This is a genomic window from Streptomyces sp. NPDC058401, assembly GCF_042722885.1.
Taxonomy (GTDB): domain Bacteria; phylum Actinomycetota; class Actinomycetes; order Streptomycetales; family Streptomycetaceae; genus Streptomyces.
On record NZ_JBHXKA010000008.1, the window covers coordinates 26178 to 38628 of the forward strand.

The window sequence follows — 12451 nt, forward strand, 5'->3', positions numbered from 1 at the left end:
GGAGTATCCATGGAAGCCCCGCCCACCCCGCCGGTCGCGCTCGGCCGGCTGCTCGCCGACCACGAGCTGGGGCTGCACCGGCTCGCCGGGCCCGCCGAGGCCGAACTGCACGGGGTGCACGCCTCCGAGATGGCGGACCCGTCCCCGTACCTGCTGGGCGGCGAACTCCTCCTGACGGCGGGCGCGGGGCTCGCGGGGGCGGGGCCGGGGCTCGCGGGGGCGGGAGCGGGCCTCGCGGCGGCGGACATCCGTACGGCGGATGCCGGTCCGGCGGACGTCGATCCGGCGGATGCCGGGCACGCGGCGGGCGGCCCGATCGACGCCGAGCAGTACGTCGTGCGGCTGGTCCGGGCCGGGGTCGGAGCCGTCGGCTTCGGGGTGACCCCGGTGCACGAGACGGTGCCGAGGGCCCTGGTCGAGGCCTGCGACCGGTACGGGCTGCCCCTGGTCGAGGTGCCGCCCGGGACCCCGTTCACGGCGGTCGGCCGGAGCGTCTGGCGGCTGATGGAGCAGGCCCGGACGGCCGAGCTGCGCCGGGTGACCGAGGCCCAGCAGTCCCTGGCGGCGGCCGCCGCCCGCCCGGACCCGGTACCGGCCGTGCTGCGCCGCCTGGCGGCGACCCTGGGCGGCTGGGCGGGGCTCCTCCCCGCCGCCCGGCCGGACGCCCCGGCGGCCACCACTCCGGGGCCCGCGGGGGCAGGACCCGCAGGAGCGGGATCCGAGCCGGCGCCCACCGCCGGGGCGAACACCGTTCGACCCGCACCCCGCGCAGGGGCAGGCACCCTGCGGGCCGGCCGCACCGGGACGGGGTCCGGGCCCGCGCCCGCCAGGGCGAGCACCGTTCACCCCGGATCCACCGGGACGGGGGCCGGGCCCGCGCCCACCAGGGCGAGCACCGTTCACCCCGGATCCACCGGGACGGGGGCCGGGCCCGCGCCCACCGCACCGGAGGGCCCGGACGCCCGCCAGGAGCAGGGCATCAGGGCGGGTGCCGCCGGGGCGGAACCCGGGCGGTTGCCCGCTGGACCGGCGGGACGTTCCGGACCGCCGGGAAAGGCGGGGCCGGCAGGACTTTCCGGCCCGGTCGGCCCGACCGCCCTCGCCACCCCCGGCGCCTCCGCCGGAACGGCGCCCGCCCCCGAGGTGCTCGACGCGCTCGGCGCGCTGGCCCGGCGGGTCGTATCCGGCTCCGCGGCCACCGCCACCGGCGAGTCGGGCGGGCTCCGCCTCAGCGTCCACGCCCTCGGCGGCGGCCGGGTCCTCGCCCTCGCCACACCCTCCCGGGCGCCCGGGGACCACACCATCGCCTCGGTGGCGGCCGTCCTGCTGACGCTGCTCACCGCGCACCGCCCGGCCGGGTCGGAGGCCGCCCTCACCCGGCTGCTGCTCGGCGGGGATCCGGCCGGGGCGCTGGGCCCCGGGCCCTGGTACGCCGTACACGCCCGCGGCGCCGGGGACCCGCGGGGCCTGGCGGCCGCGCTGGGCACCGTACTGCTGGACCCGCACGGGGACCCCGCGGCCGAGCACGCCCCGCCCCCGGACTCCGCGCACGGGGCCTTCGTACGGCTGCTCACCGAACGCGAGCCGGGCCCGCAGCCCGGGTGGCGGCTCGGGGTCAGCGCCCCGGCCCCGGCCGGGGGCCTGCCCCGGGCCGATGCGCAGGCCGGGCGGGCCCTGGAGCGCGCCGAGGCGGCCCGCAGCCCGCTGGCCCGCCACACGGAGCCCGGCTTCGCCGGCCTGGTCGGCGCGGCCGAGGCCCGCGCCCACGCGGAGGCCCTGCTCGGTCCCCTCTCCCCCGTGCTGCGCGACACCCTGCGCGGCTGGCTGGCCCACCACGGCAGCTGGGACCGCAGCGCGGCGGCCCTGGGTGTCCACCGCAACACCGTCCGCCAGCGCGTCGCCCGGGCCGCCGCCCTCCTGGCACGGGACGTGGACGACCCGGACGTAAGGATGGAGCTGTGGTTCGCCCTGCGCGGGGCCGCGGCCGAACCCGCGGAGCAAGGCCCGCAGCAGCACTGAAACCAGCACGCGCGCAATGTCCGGATCATGACTGTTCATCCCCGTCCCCCCGGGTGAGGATGTCTCCGCCCGAACGCTCAGAACGCTCCGCATGCTCCGAACGCTCCGCATGCTCCGTACGCCCGCATTTCAGGTAGATCCGGGGGGATCCATGGGACCGAGAACGACACACAGCGCCCTCGCGGCCGCGGGGGGCGTCCTCGCCGCACTCACGCTGGCCGCCGCTCCCGCGCCGGCGGCCCGGCCGGGAGCCGCCGCACGCTGCACCCCGTCGCTCCGGGTCCTGGAGCGGCTGCCCGTCGTCTCGGAGGATCCGCACCCGAGCCCGTGGGTCCGCCGGACCCAGGTCAACGCCCTCGCGGAGGGGATGCCCCAGCTGGCCGTCGGCATGTCCCAGCTGGAGCCGGTCTACTGGATCGGGACCCGCGTGCACCGCCTGCCCCTGCCGGCCGGTTCGGGGTCCGGCAGGGTGACGGACGTCAACCGCCACGGCCTCATGGTCGGCTACGCGAACACGCCCGGGGGGAGCATCGCCTTCAGCTACCGGCCCGGCGACCGTGCCGTCACCGTCCTGCCCGGCGGGGGCGCGCCGCGCGGCGTCAACGACCACGGGGTCGTCGTCGGCGATGTGTGGGATCCCGTACGGAACCGGACCGTCGGCATGGAGTGGCGCGGCGGCCGGCTGCTGCGCGAGCTGGAGCCGCCCGCCGGGTACCGGCTCCACCAGCTCTCCGGCATCAACAACGCGGGAGAGGTCGTCGGCAGCGGCGCGAGCGAGCCCTCCCCCGGCACGCCGGACGGCTCCGAACCCTCCCTGTACTGGCCCGCGGACCGCAGCGCAGCCGCCTCGGTGCTGGCGCCGGGCGCCGGGTCGAACGAGCCGTTCAGGGCGAGCGGGATCGACGAGCGCGGCCGGATCGTCGGCTACACCTGGACGGGGGCGGGACCGGACCACCACGAGGAGTCCGTCGTCTGGAACACCCCCGGCAGCCCTGCCTCCCGCCCGGCCATGGTCACCGGCGCCCGCACGAGCACCCTCGACGGCACCAGCCCCCGCACCGGGGTCGCGGTCGGGCTGGCCTCGTTCCCCGTCGACCCGCCGCTCCCGGCGGACCGCCCGGCCGCGCAGGCCCAGTACCTGGCCGGGAACGGCCCCGTGCGCGTCCTCCCCGGGCTCACCCCGGCCGGCTACAGCGTCGCGTTCGCCGCGAGCGATGACGACCGGGTCGGCGGGACCGCCCTGGACGCGCAGAACCGGCCCCAGCCGGTGATCTGGACCTGCGCCTCCCGGCAGGCCTACGTACGTCCCTAGGGCGGGGTGTCTTGCCGACGTGCCGGACCTCACTCTGGACAGCGCGACCAACTCGCCGGTAACTTAATCTGAGCAAGCGCTTAGATTGGGCGGCTGACTGCCGCGACGAAGGGAGTCGGCCGTGCGCCGTACGGTGTTCAACGAGGACCACGAGGCGTTCCGCGAGACCATCCGCGCCTTCATCGAGGCCGAGGTCGTCCCGGTCTACGACGAATGGTTCGCGGCCGGCCAGGCCCCGCGCGAGTTCTACTACAAGCTCGGCGAGCTGGGCATCTTTGGGATCAACGTCCCCGAGGAGTTCGGCGGCGCGGGCCTGGACACCCACAAGTTCGAGGCCGTCCTCTACGAGGAGACCTCCCGCGCGGGCGTCAACTTCGGCGGCTCCGGCGTGCACGTGCTGCTCGCCCTCCCCTACATCAAGATGCTGGCCGACATCGAGCAGAAGAAGCGCTTCCTGCCGAAGTTCGTCTCCGGCGAGGAGATGTGGGCCCTGGCGATGACCGAGCCGGGCACCGGCTCCGACGTCGCGGGCATGAAGACCAGCGCCAAGCTCTCCGAGGACGGCACGCACTACGTCCTCAACGGCTCCAAGACCTTCATCACGGGCGGCGTGCACGCCGACCGCGTGATCGTCTGCGCCCGCACCTCCGCCCCCAGCGAGGACGACCGCCGCTTCGGCATCTCCCTCTTCGCCGTGGACACCAAGTCCGAGGGCTACTCCATCGGCCGCAAGCTCGACAAGCTCGGCCTGCGCACCTCCGACACCGCCGAGCTGGCGTTCGTCGACGTGAAGGTCCCGGTCGAGGACCTGCTCGGCGAGGAGAACAAGGGCTTCTACTACCTCGGCGCCAACCTGCCGTCCGAGCGCTGGGGCATCGCCTTCGGCGCGTACGCGCAGTCCAAGGCCGCCGTCCGGTTCGCCCAGCAGTACGTGACGGACCGCACCGTCTTCGGCAAGCCGGTCGCGCACTTCCAGAACACCAAGTTCGAACTGGCCGCCTGCCAGGCCGAGGTGGACGCGGCCGAGGCCGTCGCCGACCGCGCGCTGGAGGCCCTGGACGCCGGTGAGCTCACCGCCGCCGAGGCCGCTTCCGCGAAGCTGTTCTGCACCGAGGTCGCGCACCGCGTCATCGACAAGTGCCTCCAGCTGCACGGCGGCTACGGCTACATGAACGAGTACCCGATCGCCCGCCTGTACGCCGACAACCGCGTGAACCGCATCTACGGCGGCACCAGCGAGGTCATGAAGTCCATCATCGCCAAGTCGATGGGTCTGTAAGGCATCTAGCCTTCCCCCATGAACGAGGCACTGACGACGCTCCTCGACCTGCTCGACCTGGAGCAGATCGAGGAGAACATCTTCCGCGGTACCAGTCGTTCCGCGCTGGTACCGCGGGTCTTCGGCGGCCAGGTCGCGGCCCAGGCCCTGGTCGCGGCCGGCCGCACCGTGCCCGAGGACCGCACCGCGCACTCGCTCCACTCGTACTTCCTGCGCGCCGGGGACCCGGGCGCGCCCATCGTGTACTCGGTGGACCGGATCCGCGACGGCCGCTCCTTCACCACGCGCCGCGTCGTCGCCGTCCAGCACGGCCAGCCGATCTTCCACCTCTCCGCGTCCTTCCAGACGTACGAGGAGGGCCTCGACCACCAGGCCGCGATGCCCGACGCCCCCGATCCGGAGACACTCCCGACGGCCGCCGAGTCCCTCCCGCTCTACCGGGAGGTCTTCCGCGACCCGGGCACGGTGGAACGGCTCGTCGAGGCGCGCGGAGCCGTGGACCTGCGGTACGCGACGGTCCCGCCCTGGGGCAGCGTCGGCGAACCGGTCGAACCGCGCTCGCAGGTGTGGTTCCGCACCGCCGGGAAGCTGGAGAGCGACGACGCGCTCCTGCACACCTGCCTGGCCACCTACGTCTCCGACATGACCCTGCTCGACTCGGTGCTGCTCGCGCACGGGAAGGGCGGCTGGGCGGTCGGCGACGTGGTCGGCGCCTCGCTCGACCACGCCATGTGGTTCCACCGGCCGTTCCGCGCCGACGAATGGCTGCTGTACGACCAGGAGTCCCCCTCGGCCGCCGGCGGCCGGGGCCTGGGCCAGGCCAGGATCTGGACCCAGGACGGCAGGCTCGCCGTCACGGTCATCCAGGAGGGCGTGGTGCGCGTCCCGCGCGCGTAGTACGACCGTCCGACGTAACGTCACACCATGTCCAGCAGCGATGCGATGGTGAACGGAAGCGGAAGCGGAACCGACGGCCGGGGCGAGGGCCCGTCCGAGGACGAGAGCGTCGGCACGGTCGTCGTCGCCGTGGTCACGAACCTCGGCATCGCCGCCGCCAAGGCGTTCGGCGGGATCGTCAGCGGATCGAGCGCGATGCTCTCCGAGGCGGCGCACTCGGTGGCCGACACGGTGACCGAGGTGATGCTCCTGGCCGCGCTGAAGCGGAGCGCGAAGCCGGCGGACGAGGCGCACCCCCTGGGGTACGGGCCGGAGCGGTACATCTGGGCGCTCCTCGCCTCCATCGCCACCTTCGTCGGCGGCGCTGTGTTCGCCGTCTACGACGGCATCCACACCCTGGTCCACGGCGAGGACCCCGGCAATCCGACCCTCTCCTACATCATCCTGGCCGTCGCCGCCGTCCTGGAGGGCTACTCCCTGCTCGTCGCCTGGCGGCAGGTCAAGGGCGAGGCGACCCGGATGCAGGCCCCCCTGGGGCTGTACGTGAAGCACACCCCGGACACGGCGGTGAAGGCCGTCCTCCTGGAGAACGTGGCCGCCCTGATCGGCCTCGCGCTGGCGGCGGGCGGCCTGCTCGGGGCGCAGCTGACCGGGTCGGGCGTGTACGACGGGGTGGCCTCGCTGCTGATCGGGCTACTGCTGGTGTGGGTGGCGTGGGAGCTGGGGCGCTCGAACGCGCAGTACCTGATCGGACGGCCGCTGCCGGAGGCGATGCGGGCACAGGTGCGCGAGGAGCTGCTGTCCGTACCGCACATCGAGGGCGTGCTGGAGCTGACCACGCTGGTGCAGGGGCCGTCGGAGGTGCTGATCGCCGCGAAGATCGACTTCCACGACCTGGCGTCCGCGGCGCAGGTGGAGGCGTCCTGCGAGATCGCCGAGGAGCAGCTCCGTGAACGCTTCCCGGCCATCCGCCGTGTCTACCTGGACCCGACCCCGACCCGGGCTGCCCCGGCCCCGGCTGCCCCGAGTCCGTGACGCGCGCGACCTGACCGCGGCTGAGAAGGTGGGTGGCGTGTCGTCCACCGCACCCTGGAGACCCTCATGCCCAGCGAGATGACCCCCGAAATGACCCCCGAGATGACCACCGGGACGCCCCTCACCCGCAAGACCGTCCTCATCACCGGCACCTCCTCCGGCATCGGGCTCGCCGCCGCCGTCGCGGCCGCCGGGGCCGGCTGGCACACCGTGGCCACCATGCGCGACACCGGCCGCGCCGACGCCCTGCTCGAGGCCGCCGAGGAGGCCGGCGTCGGCGGCCTCGTCCAGGTGAAGCGCCTCGACGTCACCGACGCCGCGTCCGTCACCGACTGCGTGGCCGAGGTCGTGGCCGAGCACGGCCGCCTCGACGCGGTGGTGAACAACGCCGGAGCGGGCTCCGTGGGCACCATCGAGCAACAGGGCATGGAGCCGGTGCGCTCCGCCATGGAGGTCAACTACTTCGGTGTCGTCGAGCTCACCCGCGCCGCCCTCCCCCACCTGCGCGCGAGCGGCGGCCGCGTCATCACGGTCACCAGCGTCGGCGGGGTGGTCGGCCAGCCCTTCAACGAGTTCTACTGCGCCGCCAAGTTCGCCGTCGAGGGCTTCATGGAATCGCTCGCACCCGTCGCCGCCACCGTCGGCGTCGCGGTCACCGTCGTGGAACCGGGCGCCGTGGCCAGCGAGTTCGTCACCAGCCTGGGGCTCGACGTGCCGGCCATGCTCGCCGAGGCGGGCCCGTACGCCCCCGCACTGAAGGCCTACATCGAGCGCACCACGCAGTCCTACTCCGGCGCCCAGACCTCCGAGGAGGCCGCGGCGCCGATCATCGCCGCGCTGACCGCCGAACGGCCGCCGTTCCGCGTCCAGACCTCGCGGTGGGCCGCCGAGTTCGTCGCGCCGAAGCTCGCCGACCTCGACGGCTCGGCCGTCCAGACCCTCACGGGCAGCTGGGTCCGCTGAGCCGGGGCCGGCCGCCGGGGCGCGACGCCGCGCCCCGGCCGGGCTACAGCAGGCCCGCCGCCGCCAGCAGGTAGGCGACCATCGGGTCGTAGAAGCGGGGGTCGCGGACGTGGTCGTCCAGCGGGACCGCCACCTGGAGGGTGCCTTCGGCCTCGGCCAGGAACAGCGCCGGGTCGTTGCAGTCGGCGTAGCCCACCGCGTCCAGCCCCCGCTGCGCCGCGCAGCCCGCCCAGCCGTGGTCGGCGAGGACCAGGTCGGGCTGGGGGCGGCCGTGGGCCGCCAGCGCGTCCAGGATCGCCGCCATCGGCTCCGGGGAGTGCGTGTGCCACAGCGTCGCGCCCCGCTCCAGGACCGCGACGTCCGCGAACTGCCACACCGAGCCCTCGTCGGCGACCAGCCCCGGCGGGATCACCACGATCTCGCAGCCCGCGGCGCGCAGCGCGTCGGCCGTGGCCCGGTGCACGTCCAGCAGCCCGCCCGGGTGCCCCGTCGCCAGCAGCACGCTCTGCCGGTCCAGGGCGGCCTTGCGCAGCCGCGCGGCCATCCGGTCCAGGGCGGCCACGGTGAGTTCGGGGTCGATGGTGTCCTGGCCGACGCGGTGCGCGGGGTCGTCCACGACTCCGCAGCGCTCGGCCATCACCGCGAGCACGTCCTGCTCGTCCGTCCAGCGGTCGCCCAGCTCCAGGCCCAGCCAGTAGTGCCGGTCGCCGTTGGCGAGCTTGCGGTAGTGGGAGAGGTTGTTGTCGCGCGGTGTGGCGACGTCCCCCGCGATCCGCGTCCGGACCAGGTGGTCGATGAGTTCGGCTCGGCTGGGCACAGGCGTCTCTATCGGCTTCGGCATGCGGCCCATTCTGCCGCCGAGCACCCGGAGCCGTCCCGTCCATCCCGACCTGCGGACGCGTCCGGTCATCCCGACAGCGCCCCGAAGGCACCGTTCGCGAGCCGCCGCAGCAGGGACTCCGTCGCGTCCCGGCCGAGCGCCGCGAGGTGCGGGGTGGAGTTGAGCAGGCCGAAGACCGCGTGCACGGAGACGCGTACCTCCGCCTCGCCCACCTCGGGGTGCAGCTCCCGTACGACGTCGACCCACAGCTCGACGTACTTGCGCTGGAGCTGCCGTACGAGCTTGCGGTCGGCCTCGCGCAGCCGGTCCAGCTCCCGGTCGTGGAGGGTGATCAGCGCCCGGTCGTCGAGCGCGAAGTCGATGTGGCCGTCGATGAGGGAGGCCAGTACTCCGGACGGGTCACCGGCGGCCTCCTCCACCCGGCGGCGGCCGCCCGTGAGCAGCCGTTCGCTGATGCCGACGAGCAGCTCGGCGAGCATCGCGTCCTTGCCCGCGAAATGCCGGTACAGGCCGGGGCCGCTGATGCCCACCGCGGCCCCTATCTCGTCCACGCCCACGCCGTGGAAACCGCGCTCGGCGAAGAGGCGCGCAGCCTCGCCGAGGATCTGCTCACGCCGGGTCGGGGCGGCCGCTCTGGTGCTCATGGGAATCCATTCTAGACAGGGCCGTTAGCGGTCGTTAACCTAAGTCCCACATGCGTTAACGCTCATTAACCGAGTGAAGCAGAGCGCACCGAGCAAGGGAGCTCGACCGATGCAGCAGGCACCAGTGCTGACGAGCGCCGCCGACCCGGCGTCCGATGCCTGGCGGGCCAACGAGGCCGCCCACCGCGAGCTCTCCGAGGGCCTGCGGGCCCGGCTGGAGGCGGCCCGGCTCGGCGGCGGCGAGAAGGCCCGCGCCCGCCACACCGCCCGCGGGAAGCTGCTGCCGCGCGACCGCGTGGACGCCCTCCTCGACCCCGGATCCCCCTTCCTGGAGCTGGCCCCGCTGGCCGCCGAGGGCATGTACGGGGGCGCGGCCCCGGCCGCCGGGGTGATCGCCGGCATCGGCCGGGTCAGCGGCCGCGAGTGCGTCATCGTCGCGAACGACGCCACCGTCAAGGGCGGCACGTACTACCCGATGACCGTGAAGAAGCACCTGCGCGCCCAGGAAGTGGCCCTGGAGAACCGTCTCCCCTGCCTCTACCTGGTCGACTCGGGCGGCGCCTTCCTCCCCATGCAGGACGAGGTCTTCCCCGACCGGGACCACTTCGGCCGCATCTTCTACAACCAGGCCCGCATGTCGGGGGCCGGCATCCCGCAGATCGCCGCCGTCCTCGGCTCCTGCACGGCGGGCGGCGCGTACGTCCCGGCGATGAGCGACGAGGCCGTCATCGTCCGCGGCCAGGGCACGATCTTCCTCGGCGGCCCGCCGCTGGTGAAGGCCGCCACCGGCGAGGTGGTCACGGCCGAGGAGCTGGGCGGCGGCGAGGTCCACTCCCGGGTCTCCGGGGTCACCGACCACCTCGCGGAGGACGACGCCCACGCGCTGCGGATCGTACGGAACATCGTGGCGACCCTGCCCGAGCGCGGGGCCCTGCCCTGGTCGGTCGAGGCTCCCGAGGAGCCCAAGGTGGACCCGTACGGGCTGTACGGCGCGGTCCCCGTCGACTCCCGGACCCCCTACGACGCCCGCGAGATCATCGCCCGGATCGTGGACGGCTCCCGCTTCCAGGAGTTCAAGTCGGAGTTCGGGCAGACCCTGGTCACCGGCTTCGCCCGGATCCACGGCCACCCGGTCGGGATCGTCGCCAACAACGGCATCCTGTTCTCCGAATCCGCCCAGAAGGGCGCGCACTTCATCGAGCTGTGCGACCAGCGCGGCATCCCGCTGCTCTTCCTCCAGAACATCTCCGGCTTCATGGTCGGCCGGGACTACGAGGCGGGCGGCATCGCCAAGCACGGCGCCAAGATGGTCACGGCCGTGGCCTGCACCCGGGTCCCCAAGCTCACGGTGGTGGTCGGCGGCTCGTACGGCGCGGGCAACTACTCGATGTGCGGGCGGGCGTACAGCCCCCGCTTCCTGTGGATGTGGCCCAACGCCAAGATCTCCGTGATGGGCGGCGAGCAGGCGGCTTCGGTCCTGGCGACGGTCAAGCGCGACCAGATCGAGGGCGCGGGCCAGGAGTGGCCGGCCGAGGACGAGGAGGCCTTCAAGGCCCCGGTCCGGGCGCAGTACGAGGAACAGGGCAACGCCTACTACGCCACGGCGCGGCTGTGGGACGACGGGGTCATCGACCCGATGGAGACCCGGCAGGTGCTGGGACTGGCCCTGACCGCGTGCGCGAACGCTCCTCTGGGCGACTCGGGCTTCGGCATCTTCCGCATGTGACGTGAGGACCTCACTGATGTTCAGCACTGTTCTGGTCGCGAACCGGGGCGAGATCGCGGTCCGTGTCATCCGCACCCTGCGGGAGCTCGGCATCCGTTCCGTGGCCGTCTTCAGCGACGCGGACGCGGACGCCCGGCACGTACGGGAGGCCGACACGGCCGTCCGGATCGGCCCGGCGGCGGCCGCCGAGAGCTACCTGTCGGTGGAGCGGCTGCTCGACGCCGCACGGCGGACGGGCGCCGAGGCCGTCCACCCGGGCTACGGCTTCCTCGCCGAGAACGCGGCCTTCGCGGCGGCGTGCGCGGACGCGGGCCTCGCCTTCATCGGGCCGCCGGCCTCCGCGATCTCCCTGATGGGCGACAAGATCCGCGCCAAGGAGACCGTCAAGGCCGCGGGCGTGCCCGTGGTCCCCGGCTCCTCGGGCAGCGGGCTGTCGGACGCCGAACTGGTCGCCGCCGCCGAGGAGATCGGCATGCCGGTGCTGCTGAAGCCCTCGGCGGGCGGCGGCGGCAAGGGCATGCGGCTGGTACGGGACTCCGCACTGCTCGGCGAGGAGATCGCGGCGGCCCGGCGCGAGGCGAAGTCCTCCTTCGGCGACGACACCCTGCTCGTGGAGCGCTGGGTGGACCGGCCCCGGCACATCGAGATCCAGGTCCTGGCGGACGCGCACGGCAACGTGGTCCACCTCGGGGAGCGCGAGTGCTCCCTCCAGCGGCGCCACCAGAAGGTGATCGAGGAGGCGCCCTCGGTCCTGCTGACGCCGGAGCTGCGGGCCTCGATGGGCGCGGCGGCGGTGGAGGCGGCGCGGTCCTGCGGGTACGTCGGCGCGGGCACGGTGGAGTTCATCGTCCCGGGCGGGGACCCCTCCTCGTACTTCTTCATGGAGATGAACACCCGGCTCCAGGTGGAGCACCCGGTGACCGAGCTGATCACCGGCCTGGACCTGGTGGAGCAGCAGCTCCGGGTCGCGGCCGGCGCGGAGCTGGGCTTCGGCCAGTCGGAAGTCCGGCTGACCGGGCACGCCATCGAAGCCCGCGTCTGCGCGGAAGACCCGGCGCGGGGCTTCCTGCCCTCCGGCGGCATGGTGCTGGCCCTGTCGGAACCGTCCGGCGGCCCCGTCCGCACCGACTCCGGCCTCGCGGCGGGCGTCGACACCGGGTCCACCTACGACCCGATGCTGTCGAAGGTCATCGCCTACGGTCCCGACCGCGCGGCAGCGCTCCGCGTACTGCGTGGCGCCCTCGCGGACACCGTGATCCTGGGCGTCCAGACCAACACGGGCTTCCTGCGCCGCCTGCTGGCCCACCCGGACGTGGTGTCCGGGGACCTGGACACGGGCCTGGTCGAGCGGGACCTGTCCCAGCTCCTCCCCGACGGGGTCCCCGACGAGGTGTACGCGGCGGCCGCGCTGCTGGCGAACCGCGGCTCCGCGCAGGACGGGCCGAAGGGCTGGGTCGACCCGTTCGACGCCGCCACCGGCTGGCGCCTCGGCGGCACCCCCGCCTGGACGGTCCACCACTTCCGCCTCCCGGGCCAGGACCCGGTAACGCTCCGCACCCGCCCGTCCGGCACGGGCCCGGCCACGGAACTCCTCCTGACCACGAACGAGCCCGCACCCGAGGGCGGAGCCCGACCCAATCCCGCACCCGACGGCGGAGCCCAGCCAAATCCAGCCCCGCCGGCGTTTGAGGCGCGGGGTCGACGACGATGAAGGGAATGCCGTGCCGCCGGAACG

10 protein-coding genes are annotated in these 12451 nt (G+C 74.1%); 8 read left to right on the forward strand and 2 right to left on the reverse strand.

Features of this window, described 5'->3' with window-relative positions:
• Positions 1 to 9: 9 nt before the first annotated feature.
• The 6 genes from ACFWNV_RS04665 to ACFWNV_RS04690 all read left to right on the forward strand — a co-directional run bounded on the left by ACFWNV_RS04665 (position 10) and on the right by ACFWNV_RS04690 (position 7505).
• The gene (locus ACFWNV_RS04665; protein WP_383940447.1) at positions 10 to 2019 is read left to right on the forward strand and encodes a helix-turn-helix domain-containing protein; all 2010 of its coding nucleotides are present in this window, start codon (positions 10 to 12) and stop codon (positions 2017 to 2019) included.
• 151 nt (positions 2020 to 2170) lie between these two features.
• A complete protein-coding gene (locus ACFWNV_RS04670; protein WP_383940450.1) occupies positions 2171 to 3331 on the forward strand; it encodes a hypothetical protein in 1161 nt (386 codons plus the stop codon).
• Between the two features lie 121 nt (positions 3332 to 3452).
• Positions 3453 to 4610, forward strand: a complete 1158-nt coding sequence (locus tag ACFWNV_RS04675) for an acyl-CoA dehydrogenase family protein (protein WP_383940453.1) — start codon at positions 3453 to 3455, stop codon at positions 4608 to 4610.
• 18 nt (positions 4611 to 4628) lie between these two features.
• The gene (gene tesB, locus ACFWNV_RS04680) at positions 4629 to 5507 is read left to right on the forward strand and encodes an acyl-CoA thioesterase II (RefSeq protein ID WP_383940456.1); all 879 of its coding nucleotides are present in this window, start codon (positions 4629 to 4631) and stop codon (positions 5505 to 5507) included.
• Between the two features lie 27 nt (positions 5508 to 5534).
• A complete protein-coding gene (locus ACFWNV_RS04685) occupies positions 5535 to 6542 on the forward strand; it encodes a cation diffusion facilitator family transporter (RefSeq protein WP_383940459.1) in 1008 nt (335 codons plus the stop codon).
• Between the two features lie 102 nt (positions 6543 to 6644).
• Positions 6645 to 7505: an SDR family NAD(P)-dependent oxidoreductase gene (locus ACFWNV_RS04690; RefSeq protein ID WP_383940654.1), complete on the forward strand. Its 861-nt coding sequence runs from the start codon at positions 6645 to 6647 to the stop codon at positions 7503 to 7505.
• A gap of 43 nt (positions 7506 to 7548) precedes the next feature.
• On the opposite strand, the gene ACFWNV_RS04695 is transcribed toward ACFWNV_RS04690, so the two are convergent.
• Both ACFWNV_RS04695 and ACFWNV_RS04700 read right to left on the reverse strand, forming a co-directional pair.
• Positions 7549 to 8355, reverse strand: a complete 807-nt coding sequence (locus tag ACFWNV_RS04695; RefSeq protein ID WP_383940657.1) for a phosphatase — start codon at positions 8353 to 8355, stop codon at positions 7549 to 7551.
• A 56-nt stretch (positions 8356 to 8411) separates the two neighbouring features.
• The gene (locus tag ACFWNV_RS04700) at positions 8412 to 8990 is read right to left on the reverse strand and encodes a TetR/AcrR family transcriptional regulator (RefSeq protein ID WP_243337072.1); all 579 of its coding nucleotides are present in this window, start codon (positions 8988 to 8990) and stop codon (positions 8412 to 8414) included.
• A gap of 109 nt (positions 8991 to 9099) precedes the next feature.
• Here ACFWNV_RS04700 and ACFWNV_RS04705 point away from each other — a divergent pair, with 109 nt between their 5' ends.
• Positions 9100 to 10716 (forward strand): carboxyl transferase domain-containing protein, encoded by a 1617-nt coding sequence (locus tag ACFWNV_RS04705; RefSeq protein ID WP_383940462.1) that lies wholly within the window; start codon positions 9100 to 9102, stop codon positions 10714 to 10716.
• 16 nt (positions 10717 to 10732) lie between these two features.
• Positions 10733 to 12427, forward strand: coding sequence for an acetyl/propionyl/methylcrotonyl-CoA carboxylase subunit alpha (locus ACFWNV_RS04710; protein WP_383940465.1), 1695 nt, complete (start codon positions 10733 to 10735; stop codon positions 12425 to 12427).
• Positions 12428 to 12451 lie beyond the last annotated feature (24 nt).

Excerpts from the sequence above, each read along its gene's own strand:
- ACFWNV_RS04665 (WP_383940447.1), top strand. The coding sequence starts at position 10 with ATGGAAGCCCCGCCCACCCCGCCGGTCGCGCTCGGCCGGCTGCTCGCC.
- ACFWNV_RS04670 (WP_383940450.1), top strand. The coding sequence starts at position 2,171 with ATGGGACCGAGAACGACACACAGCGCCCTCGCGGCCGCGGGGGGCGTC.
- tesB (WP_383940456.1), top strand. The coding sequence starts at position 4,629 with ATGAACGAGGCACTGACGACGCTCCTCGACCTGCTCGACCTGGAGCAG.
- ACFWNV_RS04685 (WP_383940459.1), top strand. The coding sequence starts at position 5,535 with ATGTCCAGCAGCGATGCGATGGTGAACGGAAGCGGAAGCGGAACCGAC.
- ACFWNV_RS04690 (WP_383940654.1), top strand. The coding sequence starts at position 6,645 with ATGACCACCGGGACGCCCCTCACCCGCAAGACCGTCCTCATCACCGGC.
- ACFWNV_RS04695 (WP_383940657.1), bottom strand. The coding sequence starts at position 8,355 with ATGGGCCGCATGCCGAAGCCGATAGAGACGCCTGTGCCCAGCCGAGCC.
- ACFWNV_RS04700 (WP_243337072.1), bottom strand. The coding sequence starts at position 8,990 with ATGAGCACCAGAGCGGCCGCCCCGACCCGGCGTGAGCAGATCCTCGGC.
- ACFWNV_RS04705 (WP_383940462.1), top strand. The coding sequence starts at position 9,100 with ATGCAGCAGGCACCAGTGCTGACGAGCGCCGCCGACCCGGCGTCCGAT.
- ACFWNV_RS04710 (WP_383940465.1), top strand. The coding sequence starts at position 10,733 with ATGTTCAGCACTGTTCTGGTCGCGAACCGGGGCGAGATCGCGGTCCGT.